Genomic DNA, 14,808 nt, shown 5'->3' with positions numbered 1-14,808 from the left:
GTTGCCCGGTTTAACTGTCGCCACCCCGCCCCCTTGCCCGCAATTATACAGGCAAACTCCGTTAACGAATGCGCGTTAACCTGTTGCCATGCGCCGGGCACCGAAAATTCCGCTGGTATCGGGAACGCTGTATCGCAAGGTCGCGATGCTGGCGGTGGGGCTGGCCGTGCTGGTCGCGCTGTTCGGCAGCGGCGACCGCGATGGCGCGGCGATCCAGCTGCCCGCATCCAGGGCGCCCGACCGCGCGGCAGCGGCAGCCGGGCCTGACCCGCAGCCGGGCGGGTTTGACGAAACTGCGGAACTGGCCGAACCGGCGCAACCGGCCCCGGCGAACACCGGCTCAGCCGATGCGCCGCCCTTGCCGCCGGGAACCAACCTGCCCGGACCGGCCGGGCAGACCGCCGCTGCGGCCAGGCCGACACCTGCGCAATTGCGCCATCTGGTCGAACAATCGCGGATCCGCTCTGGCGCCCCGGCTGGCGGCGATTGAACGCCTGGAAAGGCCGACCAATCAGCGCGCCAACGTGCGTTGCAACCGCTGTGGATAAGCTTTAGGCTGCCCTTCAGGCACAGGGCCGTGGGGGGATACACGCGCGGATGACGGGGGCAGAAGACTGGCTGCTGGCAGCGTTCAAGGCGCTGGCGCTGGTCGAACACGAATTGCTGGTCTTTGCAGCCTTCTGGTTCACGGTCGGACTGATCGACGAACTGGGGATGGATGCGTCCTATCTGTGGCTGCGGCTGACCGGGCGGGCGCGGACCATGCGGCTGGCGCGCGGGTATGGGGCGGATCGGCTGACCGGCCCGGTGGCCGTGATGATCCCGGCCTATCGCGAAGCGGCCGTGATCGGCACGACCATCACCCACGCGCTCGGCGTCTGGCCGCAACCGGAACTGCGGCTTTACATCGGGTGCTATCGCAACGATCCGGACACCGTGGCCGCCGCGATGGCCGCCGCTGCACAAGACCCGCGCGTGCGGCTGGTGATACACGGCGCGGCTGGGCCGACGACCAAGGCCGATTGCCTCAACCGCCTGTACCGCGCGCTGTGCGACGATGAACAGCGCCAGGGCCGCCGGTTTCGCGCGGTGGTGCTCCACGATGCCGAAGATATGGTCCATGCCGCAGCGCTTCAGGCGATTGACGCGGCGCTGGGTGCGGTCGATTTCGTGCAACTGCCGGTCCGCCCCGGCCTGCTGGCGCATTCGCGCTGGATCGCCGGGCATTATGCCGATGAGTTTACCGAAAGCCATGCCAAGGCGCTGGTCGTGCGCGGCGCGCTGGGCGCAGCGCTGCCCGCCGCCGGGGTGGGCTGCGGCTTTGCCCGCGCAGCGCTGGCCCGACTGGCGGAACGGCGCCGCGCCGGGGGAGAGGTTGATGCCGGGCCATTCGCGCCCGAATGCCTGACCGAAGATTACGAACTGGGCCTGCTGCTGTCCGCCGAAGGACGCGGCAGTGCGTTCCTGCGACTGCGCGATGTGAACGGGGATCTGGTCGCCACGTCCAGCTATTTCCCGGCCCAGCTGGATCAGGCGGTGCGGCAGAAGACCCGCTGGATCCACGGCATTGCCTTGCAGGGCTGGGAACGACTGGGCTGGTCGATGCAGCCGGTCGAACTGTGGATGGCGCTGCGCGACCGGCACGGGCCGCTGACCGCACTGGTGCTGGTCGCGGCCTATCTGCTGCTGCTGATCGACGGTGTTCTGCTGCTGGCTGAGGCGTGGAGCGGGCAGGCGTTGTTCGTGCCGCTGTCGGCCCCGGCACGGGCGATGGTCGCGCTCAGCCTGCTGGGGCTGGGCTGGCGGCTGGCGGCGCGGCTGGTGTTCACCACGCGCGAATACGGGCTGGCCGAAGGGATGCTGGCGGTGCTGCGCGTACCGGTGGGCAATGTGATTGCGATCATGGCTGCGCGCCGTGCGGTCGGATCCTATTTCCGCTCGCTGGGCGGGGGCGCGGTGGTCTGGGACAAGACTGAACATGCCGCTCATCCGGCGGCGACGGAGATGGCCAAGGTGCGGGCGTGAAGCGGCAGCGTCCCCCCAATCGCCTGCGCCGCGGCCACCCGCTGATTGCGCTGGGTCTGGTGATGACGGCATGGGTTGGTGCCCGCGCGGTGTTGCGCGATGATCCCGCGCCCGAGCCGGTGATCGCTGCGCGGGCAGCGCCAGCGGTCAGACCGGCGGCGCAAGCCATGACCGCGCCCGGCCCCGCGCCGGAACGGCAAGCGGCTGTGCGGCCAGCGCCTGTGCCGCAACGACCCTTTGTGGCGGCCCCGGCAGCGGCCCCCGATTATGAGCGGTTGCGGCTGGCCGAAGGGCACCAGTTGCTGTGGCAGGCGGCCGTCGCGCCGCCGCCGGTCCTGCCCGCTTTGCCAGAGCAGTCGGCAACCCCGGCGGCGAAGGCGGAATAATTACTGCAAAGCGGGCTTTTTCGCAGCTTTCTGGTGACGGCAGCCTTCCTTCCGGCGGCTGAAAGGGATAGGCCCGAACAGCACAATGGACGTCTATCTTCCCATCGCCAACCTCTCGGTTAACGGCCTGGTGATCGTCGCGCTGGGGGCGCTGACGGGGGTTCTGTCGGGCATGTTCGGGGTGGGCGGCGGGTTTCTGACCACGCCGCTGATGATCTTTTACGGCATCCCCCCCACCGTGGCCGCCGCTTCCGCTGCCAGCCAGGTTACCGGCGCCAGCGTTTCCGGCGTGTTCGCGCATTCACGCCGGGCCGGGGTGGATTACCAGATGGGCGGCGTGCTGGTGGCGGGCGGGATCGTCGGCACGCTGATCGGGGCCGGGCTGTTCAGCCTGCTGCAACGGCTGGGTCAGATCGACGTGGTCATCAACCTGCTGTACGTCGTGCTGCTGGGCGGGATCGGATCGATCATGGCGCGCGAAAGCTGGCAGACGCTGCGCGCGCAGCGCACCGGTGCGGCGCTGCCCGCGCGCAAGCGGCGCCATCATCCGATGGTGGCCAGCCTGCCGCTACGCTGGCGGTTCTACCGGTCCGGGCTGTACATCTCGCCGCTGGCGCCGCTGCTGCTGGGGGTGTTCACCGGTGTGCTGACCATGCTGATGGGGATCGGCGGCGGGTTCGTGCTGGTCCCGGCAATGCTCTACATCCTGGGGATGAGCGCGAACGTGGTGGTCGGGACATCGCTGTTCCAGATCCTGTTCGTGACGATGGCCACCACGATGATGCACGCGCTGACCACCAAGGCGGTCGACATCGTCCTGGCGGTGCTGCTGCTGATCGGTTCGGTATCGGGCGCGCAGATCGGGGCGCAGCTGGCCGAACGGCTGCCCGCCGCAAGGCTGCGGTTGGTGCTGGCATCGCTGGTCCTGCTGATCGCGCTGTCGATGGCGCTGGGGCTCGGCTGGCGTCCGGACGAGATCTATACAGTGGAAGCGCTGTGAGGATCTGGCTGGCCCTGCTCGCGCTGTTGGCGTTGACCGGCGCGCGCGATCCGATCCTGGTGCCCGAAGTGTCCCAGCATGAAATCCAGGTGCGGCAGGGCTTCACCGGGACCGAATTACTGCTGTTCGGCGCGATCCTGACCCCGGACGGCACCCGCGCAGGCCAGGATTACGATATCGTCGTGGTACTGAAAGGGCCGACCCGGTCGATCATCCTGCGCGAAAAGCGGCGGATCGCGGGCATCTGGGTCAACGCCGACAATACCGAGTTCCGCTCGGCCCCGACGTTCTTTGCCGTGGCCTCGTCACGCCCGATCAAGCAGATTGTCGATGACAAGACCGCCGCGATTTATGAACTCGGGCTGCCGTGGGTGCAACTGTCCCCGATCGGGGCTTACGATCCGGCGGAACAGGCGCGGTTTTCCGCCGGGCTGGTCGATCTGATGCAGCGCGAAGGGCTGTACCGGGAAAGCCCGCGCGGGGTCAGCGTCAGCGAACAGGTGCTGTATCAGGCCCGCATCGCGCTGCCCTCCAGCGTGCAGACCGGCAGCTATACCGCAGAAACGTTCGCCATTTCCAAAGGCCGGGTGGTGGCGTCCGCGATCAGCCGCGTCGAAGTGAAAAAGCTGGGTTTTGAACGCGCAACCGCCCAGTTTGCCGAGCTGTATGGGTTCTTTTACGGGCTGCTGGCAGTGGCGATCTCGATCCTGATGGGCTGGTTGGCCGGGCGGCTGTTTGCGCTGGTCTGATACCGTTCCCACCGGCTGTTTAGGTTAATCTTAACGCTCCAAACCTATGACCTTGAAGGCAACCGGGTCGGGTTGCCGAAAAAGAACAACGGACGGACGTTATGAACGATATGAGCCAGCGGGGATTTGGCGCAGCACAGCCGGCGCAGACCGGCGATATCCCGGCGGAAGCCATTCCGGGGCAGGATTTCGACAATGCCCGCGAACCCATTGGCATCGTGCTGGAAATCGCCGGGTCCGGTTCTGCGATCGCGCTCGATCTGCAACGCCTGCAGGAATGCTCGGCCGACAGCGACCCGTCGGTTGGGCTGGCCGGGCAAGTTGGCAGCCAGATCAAGATCCGGGTCGGCAAAAGCTGGCTGCTCGCCAGCGTCCGCACCCAGCGCCAGGATTCCAAGACCCCCGGCGGGATCATGGCCAACATCGATTTTCTGGGCGAGGGCGATGAAGAGCGCCTGACCGGCCGTATCCACAGTTTCCGCCGCGGGGTGACGCGCTACCCCATTCCCGGCGCGCTGATCTATCCCGCCACCAGCAGCGATCTGAGGCAGATCTATGCCAGCGACGGTCGCACCAGCATCCAGGTCGGCACGGTGTTTCCCACCCGCGATATCCGCGCGGGGCTGTATGTCGATTCCATGCTGGGCAAGCACTTCGCGCTGCTGGGTTCGACCGGCACCGGCAAATCGACCAGTGCCGCGCTGATCCTGCACCGGATTTGCGAACACGCGCCGGACGGGCATATCGTGATGATCGATCCGCACGGTGAATATGGCGCGGCGTTCAAGCAGACCGGCATGATCTTTGACGTGTCGAACCTGCAAATGCCCTATTGGATCATGAACTTCGAAGAACACTGCGAAGTGTTCCTGACCAGCAGCGGCAACGAACGGCAGGAAGATGCCGACATTCTGGCCAAGTGCCTGCTGGCCGCGCGGTCGAAGAACCGGCTGGCCGAAAGCATGGGCAAGATCACGGTAGATTCGCCGATCCCCTATCTGCTGTCCGATCTGACCAACATGATCCAGACCGAAATGGGCAAGCTGGACAAAGCGACGTCGTCCGCGCCGTTCATGCGGATCAAGAACAAGATCGACGAGATCAAGGCCGATCCGCGTTACCAGTTCATGTTCTCCGGCATGCTGGTGGGCGATACGATGGCCGATTTCATCGCCAAGATTTTCCGGATGCCCAGCCGGGGCAAGCCGATTTCGATCATCGACGTGTCGGGCGTGCCTTCGGACATTACCTCGACCGTGGTGGCCGTGCTCAGCCGGATGGTGTTCGATTTTGCGATCTGGTCGCGCGATGAAAAGACCCGGCCCGTGCTGCTGGTCTGCGAAGAAGCGCACCGCTATGTGCCGAACGAGAAGAACGCCGATGGCTCATCCGTTGGCCGCATCCTCAGCCGGATCGCCAAGGAAGGCCGCAAGTACGGCGTTTCGCTGGGCCTGATCACCCAGCGTCCGTCGGATCTGGCCGAAGGCGTGCTGTCGCAGTGCGGCACGATCATTTCGATGCGGCTCAACAATGATCGCGATCAGGCCTTCGTGAAAGCGGCGATGCCCGAAGGCGCGCGCGGGTTCCTCGATTCGATCCCGGCGCTGCGCAACCGCGAATGCATCATCTGCGGTGAAGGTGTGTCGATTCCGATCCGGGTCAGCTTTGACGATCTGGAAGAATCGAAGCGTCCGGCCAGCGCCGATCCGTCGATCACCCAGCTGTGGTCGAGCAGCGGAGGCGAGGAGGAAATGGTCCAGCGCACCGTTCAGCGCTGGCGCGCGCAGGGCCGCTGAGGGGGTTCAGCCAGCGATCCGCGCCAGCATCCGCTTGCGCCAGGGGGCCAGGAAGTAAATCGCCAGCGTCAGCAGCATCGACAGGATCGAGCTGATGACCAACGAATACCACAGCGCATCCGCGCCCAGGTGCGGATAGAGCAGCCAATAGGCGCCCAGCCGCACCGCATACATCGACACCAGCAGCACGGCGAGCTGGGCATAGATCACGCCGTAAGCGCGCAGCGTGCCGAACAGCACGATGGTCACGCCGAACGGCAGATAAGTCCAGATCGCCAGATCCTGAATATGCAGCGCTGCCGGAACTGCCGCGCTGGCGCTGCCCAGGAACAGTTCCAGCACCGGCCGGTCGAACTGCAACAGCACCGCGATCAGCGCCCCGGTCATCGCCAGGTTGGCGACTGACCCGGCCCAGCCGATCGCATCGACTCGTTCTTCGCGCGCGGCGCCGATGTGCTGGGCGACCATCGCGCTGACCGCGCCGCCGATCGCCATCGCAGGCATCCCGATATAATTCCACACTTGCAGCAGCGCGCCATAGGCCGCCGCCATCACGATCCCTTCGCGGTTGACCAGCCCGATCATGATCACCCCCGCGCCCGAAATCACCAGCATCTGCGCGCCCATCGGCAGGCCTTTGGCCAGGATGAAGCCCAGTTCGGCGCGGTGCGGTTTCAGCCAGCGTAGCTCGCTCCCGCGCAGGCGCAGCGGCAGGTCCTTGGCATAGATCCATGCCAGCAGTCCGATCAGGCCGACGGTCGATGCGATCACCGTGGCCCAGGCGGAACCTGCGATCCCCAGTGGCGGGACCGGGCCGAACCCCAGGATCAGCAGCGGGTTGAGGATCACGTCCAGCACCACTGTCAGGATCAGGAAGCGCAGCGGCGTGGCCGCATCGCCCGCGCCGCGCAGGCCCATCGCGATCATCGTGGTGAGGGTGGCCACCGGGTTGGCGATGAACACGACGCGCAAATAGGCCAGCGCCTCGCCCCGCGCATCGCCCGGCGTCGCCAGCAGATCGAGCAGCTGCGGCGCCAGCACCATGCCCCCCGCGGTCGTGACCAGCGCGATGGCTCCGGTCAGCCCCAGCGCGGTGCCCAGTGCGCGCCGTGCGCCGGGCACATCCTTGCGCCCCCAGGCCTGCCCGATTTTCACCGTGGCGGCCATGCCGAACCCGAACACCAGCGCGAACAGCAGGAACATGATGATGTTGGCATTGGCCGTCGCCGCCAGCGCCTTGTCGCCCAGCAACTGCCCGACCCAGATCGCGTTGATCGATCCGTTGAGCGATTGCAGCACGTTGCCCACCAGTTGCGGGAGCGCGAACAGCATCAGCGTGCGCAGCAGCGGCCCCTGCGTCAAATCTCCGCGCAGGGGGGCGGGTGGGACGGGCGCTTCACTCATGTGCCGCGCGTGTCACCATAGAGATGGATGTGCAACCGGTCCGAAAGGCGCATGCCGTGCGCCAGCGCCAGCGGCGCCAGCCAGCGCGACCGGTCGCGGATCACGGCGCTGGCGGTGCCTTCGGGCATCAGCATCACGCGTTCCGGCGGAATGGCGTGGGCGGCTTGCAGCGCCAGCACTTCGTCAAGGTCCGCCGGTTCCGCGATCACGAACTTGAACGTCGCGCGCGGATCGGCGGCCCAGGCGGCCAGCCGTTCGGGAATCAATGCGATTTGAGCGGGATTGCCCGAATGCTTCAGTTTTGGACTCACGTTGTACTGCGCGACCAGTGGATCGAGCGCGGGGTGCGGGGCGACCGTGCCGTTGGTTTCGATTTCCACCCGGTGGCCATCCAGCAGCGCGACCATCCGCGCCAGCGCCGCACCTTGCAGCAGCGGCTCGCCCCCGGTGATGACCAGCCGGTCCTGCCCCAGCGCCATGATCCGCGCGGCGACACCGGATTCGTCCAGCACGATCTGGTTGGCCTTGCGCGCGAATGCCAGATCGTCGCGGTGGGGGCGGTTATCGCCTTCGAACCGCCAGGTATAGGCGGTGTCGCACCAGGTGCAGGCCAGGTTGCAGCGTGATAGCCGCACGAACGTGCAGGGCCGCCCGGCGGACGGCCCTTCACCCTGCAGCGAGGCAAAGATCTCCGGCTCGCCGGGCGTGGTGGTGGCAAGGGTCAGCATACCTTCCTCCCCGGTACGGGGAGGGGGACCAGCGCAGCTGGTGGAGGGGCACAGGCCGCACCCGCAGCGGCGGGCAGGGGGCACGTGCCCCTCCACCATCCTGCGGATGGTCCCCCTCCCCCAAGGGGGAGGAAGGTGCGCTGCTTCATCACCCCAGCCGCGCCAGTGCTGCGGCCAGCCGCCCGGCCTCGGCGGCGTGGAGCGCATGGTCGGCGCGGGCTTTTTCGATGGCCTCGGGCTTGGCCTTTTCAACGAAAGCCGGGTTGCCCAGCCGCCCTTCAAGGCTCTTGGCTTCCTTTTGCGACACGGCCAGCGCCTTTTCGAGCCGGGCCTTTTCCGCCGCGATGTCGATCACGCCTTCCAGCGGCACAGTGATGTTGGCGTCACCTGCACCGATCTGCATCGCCGCCCCGGCGGGGGGCGCTTCGAACCGGATGCCGTTCAGGCGGGCCAGCCGCTCGATCACCGCCGGGTTGCGCTCGATGATCCCGCGCGTGGCCTCGGACGGCTGCGGCAGATAGGCGTCAAGCCGCGCGCCCGGCGCAATGCCGAGTTCGTTCTTGGCGGTGCGCAAGTTGCCGACCAGTGCGATCAGCCAGTCGACCTCCGCCTTCGCCTCGCCGTCCACCGCCGCACCCGGCTGGGGCCACTGCGCGGTGATCAGCGGGTAAGCCGCGCGATCCCCAAGCTTCGACCACAGTTCCTCGGTCACGAAGGGCATGAACGGGTGGAGCATGACCAGAATCTGGTCGAGCACCCAGCCGGCGACGGCCTTGGTTTCGGCGTCGAAGTTCCCTTTGATCAGTTCGATGTACCAATCGCAGAACTGGTCCCAGACGAAGTGATAGATCGTGTTGGCGGCGGCATCGAAGCGCAGGTCAGCCAGTGCCTGATCCAGTGCGGCGACGGTTTCAACGACTTCGCCGATGATCCACTTGTTGACCGCAGCTGTAGCCGCCGGGGCGGTGAGCGACTGGCTCGCGCCGATCCCGTTCGACTGGCAGAAGCGCGCCGCGTTCCACAGCTTGGTGGCGAAGTTGCGATAGCCCTCGACCCGGCGCTCATCCATCTTCACATCGCGGCCCTGGCTTTCCATCGCCGCCATGAAGAAGCGCAGCGCGTCCGCGCCGTACTGGTCAATTAGCAGCAGCGGATCGACCACGTTGCCCTTGGACTTGGACATTTTCTGGCCGTCGGCGGCGCGGACCAGCCCATGCAGATAGAGGCGCGGCCACGGGTTCTGCCCGGTCATCGCCTGACCCATCATCATCATGCGGGCATCCCAGAAGAACAGGATGTCAAAGCCGGAAACCAGAAGGTCGTTGGGGTAGTGCTTGGCGAGTAAGCCCCTCCCCGTGGGGGAGGGGTTGGGGTGGGGGTGCGACGCTGGCGGGGAACCCCCATCCCAACCCTTCCCCAATGGGGAAGGGCTTTCATCCGGCCAGCCGAGCGTGGCGAACGGCCACAGCGCCGAGGAGAACCACGTGTCGAGGACGTCTTCCTCGCGATAAAGATGAATCTTGTCGCGTTGGAGGAGTGCATCAGGACCACCGCTTGTTAGCGCAGAGTCCCATTCCAGATAAGATTCCATCGTATCGTGAATGAACAACTCGCCATCCGTGACACCATAATATTCGCGAACCTTCGGGAGTAGTTCCGCCTCGTCTTCGGCCACGAACACGACTTCTTCTAGTGACAGTTCGAGTTCCGATTTGCCGATGTCGCTTGGGCCTTCCGGCTTGATCTTCGGCCCATACCAAGCCGGAATCCGGTGCCCCCACCACAGCTGGCGGCTCACACACCACGGCTGGATGTTTTCCATCCAGTTGAAGAAGGTCTTTTCCCACGTCTTGGGGACGATCTCGATCGCGCCCGAACGCACGGCTTCCAGCGGCGCCTTGGCGAGTTCGGCGGCGTTCACATACCACTGGTCGGTCAGCCACGGTTCGATCACCACGCCGCCACGGTCCCCGAACGGGGTCTGGATCGTGCGCGGTTCGGCGTCGTGGAGTTCTTCCTCGCCGTCCTTGGTCTTCGTGACGTGCGGGATCAGGTAGCCCGCTTCCTTCATCCGGCTGACCACCAGCGCGCGGGCATCGAAGCGGCCCATACCGACGAATTCAGCCGGCACCAGCCCATCGCCGGTCTGCACCACCTTCGCTTCGGCATCGAACATGTTGAGCATGTCCGACGCCTTGATCCCGGCGCGCTTGCCCACTTCGAAGTCGTTGAAGTCATGCCCCGGCGTGATCTTCACCGCGCCGCTGCCCAGTTCCGGGTCGGCGTGTTCATCCGCCACCACCTTGAACCGGCGCCCGGTCAGCGGCTGGAGGATGTCCTTGCCGATCACTGACTGATAGCGCGCGTCGTCCGGGTGGACGGCCACGCACATGTCGGCCAGCATCGTTTCGGGGCGTGTGGTCGCGACCTCGATATAGTCGAGGCCATCGGCGCGCTTCACGCCGTCGGCCAGCGGATACCTGAAGTGCCAGAAGCCGCCCTTCACCTCGCGCGTTTCCACCTCAAGGTCGGAAATCGCGGTCTTCAGCTTGGGGTCCCAGTTCACCAGCCGCTTGTCGCGGTAGATCAGGCCCTTGTTATAGAGGTCCACGAACACTTTCACCACGGCGCGGGTGAAGTGCGGGTCCATGGTGAACTGTTCGCGGGACCAGTCCATCGAGCAGCCCAGACGGCGCAGCTGGCCGGTGATCGTGCCGCCACTTTCGGCCTTCCATTCCCAGACCTTGGCGATGAAATCTTCGCGGGAATAGTTGGTGCGCTTGTCCTGTTTCGCTTCCAGCTGGCGCTCAACCACCATCTGCGTAGCGATGCCCGCGTGGTCCGTGCCGACCACCCACAGCGCATCCTTGCCGCGTAGCCGTTCATACCGGATCATCACGTCCTGCAACGTGTTGTCCAGCGCGTGGCCGATGTGCAGGCTGCCGGTTACGTTCGGCGGCGGATTGACGATGGTATAGGGCACCGCATCGGGGCGATCCGGGCGGAACAGGCCGCCTTGTTCCCAATGGGCATACCACTTCGCTTCAATCGCGGCGGGGTCGAAAGTCTTGTCGAGCGCTGTGTCTGTCATCGTTCCGGGCCTTTGCCAGCGCCCCGCCGTCTAGGCAAGCGTTCGGCGCGGGTGGCAGCCAAGCAGCGCGCGGCGCTTGTCGGCACCCGCATTTTCCCGCATGACTGCGGTGATGCGGGAATGGGCAGACTTTACCGAGCAGACGGACGAGAGCGGGGGGCTGACAATCGCCTTTTCCGGGCCGCTGGTGGTTGCCACGGCCGGACCGCTGGACCGGCGGCTGCGGGCGCTGGCCGCGCCGGTGGTGCGGATCGATCTGACCGCCGTTCCGGAGATCGATACCGTTGGCGCGTGGATCGTCTGGCGGCTGATCCGTGACCACGACGCCGAACTGACCGGCGCGAGCGAGGAGGCCGAGCGGCTGATCGCCACCGTCCAGCGCGGCCCCAGCGACATCCCGATCGCGCCGGAGCGGCTGCCCATGCTGGAGCGCGTGCCCGAAGCGACCGGTGGGTTTGTCTTTGCGCTGGCGCGCGGCACGGTCGGCATACTGGGGTTTGTCGGGGCGATGCTGGTGGCGATGGGCAACCTCATCCGCAATCCGTCCACTTTCCGGATCAAGGCGCTGGTCCGCCAGATGGAGCTGGTGGGCGTGAACGCGCTGGGTATCATCGGGTTGATGAGCTTTCTGATCGGAATCGTGATCGCGCAGCAGGGCGCGGAACAGCTGCGCCAGTTCGGGGCCGAAATCTATACCGTCAACCTGACCGGGCGCTTGTCCTTGCGCGAACTGGGTATCCTGATGACCGCGATCATGGTCGCGGGCCGGTCCGGATCGGCCTTTGCCGCGCAGATCGGGACGATGAAACTGACCGAGGAAGTGGACGCGATGCGGACCATCGGCGTATCCCCGATGGAAGCGCTGGTGATCCCGCGCGTGCTGGCCGCGGTGCTGGTGATGCCGCTGCTGGGGTTCTATGCCGCGCTGATGTCGATCCTGGGCGGGGCGTTCATTTCCACGCTGACGCTGGAAATCCCGTTCTTCACGTTCCTGGCGCGCATTCAGGAAGTCGTGCCGATGCACGATCTGTGGGTCGGGCTGATCAAGGCCCCGGTGTTCGGGCTGATCGTGGCGCTGACGGGCTGCTATCAGGGGATGCAGGTGGCCGGCAATTCGGAAGAAGTCGGCCTGCGCACGACCATCGCGGTGGTGCAGGCGATCTTTACCGTGATCGTGCTCGACGCGTTCTTTGCGGTATTCTTCAGTGAAGTGGGCTGGGGATGAACTCGCACCAGACCGAAAGTCACATGCACTTCACCGGCGATTTCCCGATCATCGTGGAAGGCGTGCGCAACGCCTTTGGTGAGCATGTCATTCATGACAACCTGTCGCTGACCGTGCGGCGCGGGGAAATCATCGGCGTCGTTGGCGGGTCCGGCACGGGCAAGTCGGTGCTGATGCGATCGATCATCGGGTTGCAGGTGCCGACCGAGGGCGAAATCACCGTGCTGGGCCAGTCGATCACCGATGCCCGAGACGATGACGATATCGACATCCGCAGCCGCTGGGGCGTGCTGTTTCAGGGCGGGGCGCTGTTTTCCACGCTGACCGTGGCGGAAAACGTCGAAGTGCCGTTGAAAGAGTTCTACCCCGAAATCAGCGCGGAACTGCGCCACGAAATCGCGCGGTTCAAGGTCATGCTGTCAGGCTTGCCGCCGGAAGCCGCGGCGAAATATCCGTCCGAACTGTCTGGCGGGATGCGCAAGCGCGCAGGCCTGGCGCGGGCGCTGGCGCTCGATCCCGAACTGCTGTTCCTCGATGAGCCGACCGCCGGGCTGGACCCGATCGGCGCGGCGGCGTTCGATGCGCTGACCAAGGAATTGCAGGACACGCTGGGGCTGACGGTGTTCCTGATCACGCACGACCTCGATACGCTGCACGAAATCTGTGATCGGGTGGCGGTGATCGCCGACCGGCAGGTGATTGCCGTGGGGACGATCCCGGAATTGCTGGCGCTGGACCATCCGTGGATCCAGGAGTATTTCAACGGTCCGCGCGGCCGGGCGGCGGATGCCGCACAGCACCGGGCGAAAGCCATCGACAAGTCAGACGGGCAGGGGGCATAAGGCACGGCGATGGAGACACGGGCCAATCACGTCTGGGTGGGAGCAGTTACGCTGCTGCTGATCGCGCTGCTGGCGGCGTTTGTCATCTGGATTGCGCGGCTGGGTCAGACCAACCAGCAGGAATACGACGTGTTCTTCAAGCAATCGGTCGATGGCCTGTCCAAGGGATCGGCGGTGAACTTTTCCGGCGTGCCTGTGGGGCAGGTGAAAACGATCGAGTTGTGGAAAAAGGACCCCAGTTTCGTGCGGGTCCGGATCAGTCTGGGCAACGATGTTCCGGTTCTGCTGGGCACCACGGCTTCGATCCAGAGCGGGTTTACCGGCGTGTCCAACATTCAGTTGGAAGGTGCGGTGCGCGGCGCGCCGCCGCTGACTGAAAAAGGCCCGGAAGGCGTGCCGGTCATCCCGACCAAGCGTGGCGGGCTGGGTGAACTGCTGAACAGCGCACCGGTCCTGCTGGAACGGCTGGCGACGCTGACGGAGCGGATGACCATGGTGTTTTCCGACAAGAACCAGGAATCGATCGAGAATATTCTGGCCAACACCGACCGGGTGACCGGGCAGCTGGCCAACGCCTCGCCCGAATTGCAGCGCACGCTGGTGGAACTGCAAGGGACTTTGCAGGATGCCCGGGTCGCGCTGAAAAGCTTTGAGCAGGTAGCCGCCAATACCGACGCCACGATCAACGGGGATGGCAAGCAGATGCTGCAACAGTTCCGCGTTTCGCTGAAATCGATCGAGAAGACATCGGAAACGCTGAATGCCACGCTGGGCGATGTGCGGCCCGCCGCGCGCCAGCTCAATGATACCACGCTGCCGCAGGCCGAAGCGGCGATCCGCGATCTGCGCGCCACCACCCGCGCGCTGCGCGACCTGACTGAAAAGGTCAACGATCAGGGCGCGGCCGCGCTGCTGGGCGGGGACAAGCTGCCGGAATACAAGCCATGACCCAGACCGCAAAACTGCTGCGCCTTGCCGCGGCCACTGCCGCCGCGCTCGCGCTGACCGGCTGTCTCGGGCTGGGCGGGGGCAAACCGCCGCCCTCACTGCTCAGCCTGACCCCGACCATGGTCGCGCCCGCCGGGGCGCTGGCATCGGGCACCGGCGCAACCGCGATCATGGTGATGGAGCCGGAAACGGACAAGCGCCTGGCCGTGCAGCGCGTGCCGGTGCAGGTCAGCGCTACGAGCGTGGCCTATCTGAAGGACGCGCTGTGGGTGGAGCGTCCGGCCCGGCTGTTCCGCGGGCTGCTGGCCGAAACGCTGCGCGCCTATACCCAGCAGGCGGGGGCCGCCCGGCTGGTGCTGGAAGACGATCAGGCTTCCCCGCTGGTCACCACGCGGTTGTCAGGCCGGTTGCTCGACATGGGCTATGATGCCCAGGCGATGACAGCGGTCGTGCGGTTCGACGCGTTCCGCACCGGACCAAAGGGTGAGGTTACCACCCGGCGGTTCGAAAGCGTGGTCCCCGGCGTCGCGGCCGAATCCGGCGCGGTTGGCGTGGCGCTCAACCGGGCTGCCAACGATGTCGCCGGGCAGGTGGCAGAGTGGATGGTGCGTTGA

13 protein-coding genes are annotated in these 14,808 nt (G+C 65.8%); 10 read left to right on the top strand and 3 right to left on the bottom strand.

What is annotated here, in order from left to right:
- The first annotated feature begins 88 nt into the window (after nt 1-88).
- From Q8Q53_RS01305 to Q8Q53_RS01280, 6 genes are all read left to right on the top strand, one after another.
- Nucleotides 89-490, top strand: coding sequence for a hypothetical protein (locus Q8Q53_RS01305; protein WP_305699938.1), 402 nt, complete (start codon nt 89-91; stop codon nt 488-490).
- A gap of 107 nt (nt 491-597) precedes the next feature.
- Nucleotides 598-2,025 carry a glycosyl transferase family protein gene (locus tag Q8Q53_RS01300; RefSeq protein WP_305699937.1) on the top strand — a complete coding sequence of 476 codons (1,428 nt, stop codon included), beginning with the start codon at nt 598-600 and terminating at the stop codon, nt 2,023-2,025.
- Nucleotides 2,022-2,411, top strand: a complete 390-nt coding sequence (locus tag Q8Q53_RS01295) for a hypothetical protein (RefSeq protein WP_305699936.1) — start codon at nt 2,022-2,024, stop codon at nt 2,409-2,411. The genes Q8Q53_RS01300 and Q8Q53_RS01295 overlap by 4 nt, the downstream gene beginning before the upstream one ends.
- A gap of 85 nt (nt 2,412-2,496) precedes the next feature.
- Complete coding sequence (locus Q8Q53_RS01290) at nt 2,497-3,411, top strand: sulfite exporter TauE/SafE family protein (RefSeq protein ID WP_305699935.1); 915 nt, start codon at nt 2,497-2,499, stop codon at nt 3,409-3,411.
- Nucleotides 3,408-4,160: a TIGR02186 family protein gene (locus Q8Q53_RS01285; RefSeq protein WP_305699934.1), complete on the top strand. Its 753-nt coding sequence runs from the start codon at nt 3,408-3,410 to the stop codon at nt 4,158-4,160. The genes Q8Q53_RS01290 and Q8Q53_RS01285 overlap by 4 nt, the downstream gene beginning before the upstream one ends.
- A 101-nt stretch (nt 4,161-4,261) precedes the next feature.
- The gene (locus Q8Q53_RS01280; RefSeq protein WP_305699933.1) at nt 4,262-5,956 is read left to right on the top strand and encodes an ATP-binding protein; all 1,695 of its coding nucleotides are present in this window, start codon (nt 4,262-4,264) and stop codon (nt 5,954-5,956) included.
- 6 nt (nt 5,957-5,962) lie between these two features.
- Here the strand turns inward: Q8Q53_RS01280 and Q8Q53_RS01275 are convergent, their stop codons facing one another.
- From Q8Q53_RS01275 to Q8Q53_RS01265, 3 genes are all read right to left on the bottom strand, one after another.
- Nucleotides 5,963-7,360, bottom strand: a complete 1,398-nt coding sequence (locus Q8Q53_RS01275) for an MATE family efflux transporter (RefSeq protein WP_305699932.1) — start codon at nt 7,358-7,360, stop codon at nt 5,963-5,965.
- Nucleotides 7,357-8,088 carry a 7-carboxy-7-deazaguanine synthase QueE gene (locus Q8Q53_RS01270; RefSeq protein WP_305699931.1) on the bottom strand — a complete coding sequence of 244 codons (732 nt, stop codon included), beginning with the start codon at nt 8,086-8,088 and terminating at the stop codon, nt 7,357-7,359. Before Q8Q53_RS01270 ends, Q8Q53_RS01275 begins: the two co-directional genes overlap by 4 nt.
- 148 nt (nt 8,089-8,236) lie before the next feature.
- Nucleotides 8,237-11,179 carry a valine--tRNA ligase gene (locus tag Q8Q53_RS01265; RefSeq protein ID WP_305699930.1) on the bottom strand — a complete coding sequence of 981 codons (2,943 nt, stop codon included), beginning with the start codon at nt 11,177-11,179 and terminating at the stop codon, nt 8,237-8,239.
- Between the two features lie 112 nt (nt 11,180-11,291).
- On the opposite strand from Q8Q53_RS01265, the gene Q8Q53_RS01260 reads away from it, so the two are divergent.
- The 4 genes from Q8Q53_RS01260 to Q8Q53_RS01245 are packed head-to-tail and all read left to right on the top strand — an operon-like array spanning nt 11,292 to nt 14,808.
- On the top strand, nt 11,292-12,404 hold the full coding sequence (locus Q8Q53_RS01260; protein WP_305699929.1) for an ABC transporter permease: 1,113 nt from the start codon (nt 11,292-11,294) through the stop codon (nt 12,402-12,404).
- Entirely contained in the window at nt 12,401-13,246 is an 846-nt protein-coding gene (locus Q8Q53_RS01255) for an ABC transporter ATP-binding protein (protein WP_371136479.1), read from the top strand. The genes Q8Q53_RS01260 and Q8Q53_RS01255 overlap by 4 nt, the downstream gene beginning before the upstream one ends.
- 9 nt (nt 13,247-13,255) lie before the next feature.
- Nucleotides 13,256-14,194, top strand: a complete 939-nt coding sequence (locus tag Q8Q53_RS01250) for an MlaD family protein (RefSeq protein WP_305699928.1) — start codon at nt 13,256-13,258, stop codon at nt 14,192-14,194.
- Nucleotides 14,191-14,808: an ABC-type transport auxiliary lipoprotein family protein gene (locus Q8Q53_RS01245; RefSeq protein WP_305699927.1), complete on the top strand. Its 618-nt coding sequence runs from the start codon at nt 14,191-14,193 to the stop codon at nt 14,806-14,808. Before Q8Q53_RS01250 ends, Q8Q53_RS01245 begins: the two co-directional genes overlap by 4 nt.

This window comes from Novosphingobium sp., assembly GCF_030699305.1.
In the GTDB taxonomy this organism is placed as follows: Bacteria; Pseudomonadota; Alphaproteobacteria; order Sphingomonadales; family Sphingomonadaceae; genus Novosphingobium.
This window is presented reverse-complemented; position numbering and strand designations above follow the sequence as displayed.

Coding starts and splice junctions, on each gene's coding strand:
- Q8Q53_RS01275 (WP_305699932.1), bottom strand. CDS start 7,360: ATGAGTGAAGCGCCCGTCCCACCCGCCCCCCTGCGCGGAGATTTGACG.
- Q8Q53_RS01270 (WP_305699931.1), bottom strand. CDS start 8,088: ATGCTGACCCTTGCCACCACCACGCCCGGCGAGCCGGAGATCTTTGCC.
- Q8Q53_RS01250 (WP_305699928.1), top strand. CDS start 13,256: ATGGAGACACGGGCCAATCACGTCTGGGTGGGAGCAGTTACGCTGCTG.
- Q8Q53_RS01260 (WP_305699929.1), top strand. CDS start 11,292: ATGCGGGAATGGGCAGACTTTACCGAGCAGACGGACGAGAGCGGGGGG.
- Q8Q53_RS01255 (WP_371136479.1), top strand. CDS start 12,401: ATGAACTCGCACCAGACCGAAAGTCACATGCACTTCACCGGCGATTTC.
- Q8Q53_RS01300 (WP_305699937.1), top strand. CDS start 598: ATGACGGGGGCAGAAGACTGGCTGCTGGCAGCGTTCAAGGCGCTGGCG.
- Q8Q53_RS01305 (WP_305699938.1), top strand. CDS start 89: ATGCGCCGGGCACCGAAAATTCCGCTGGTATCGGGAACGCTGTATCGC.
- Q8Q53_RS01280 (WP_305699933.1), top strand. CDS start 4,262: ATGAACGATATGAGCCAGCGGGGATTTGGCGCAGCACAGCCGGCGCAG.
- Q8Q53_RS01290 (WP_305699935.1), top strand. CDS start 2,497: ATGGACGTCTATCTTCCCATCGCCAACCTCTCGGTTAACGGCCTGGTG.
- Q8Q53_RS01245 (WP_305699927.1), top strand. CDS start 14,191: ATGACCCAGACCGCAAAACTGCTGCGCCTTGCCGCGGCCACTGCCGCC.
- Q8Q53_RS01265 (WP_305699930.1), bottom strand. CDS start 11,179: ATGACAGACACAGCGCTCGACAAGACTTTCGACCCCGCCGCGATTGAA.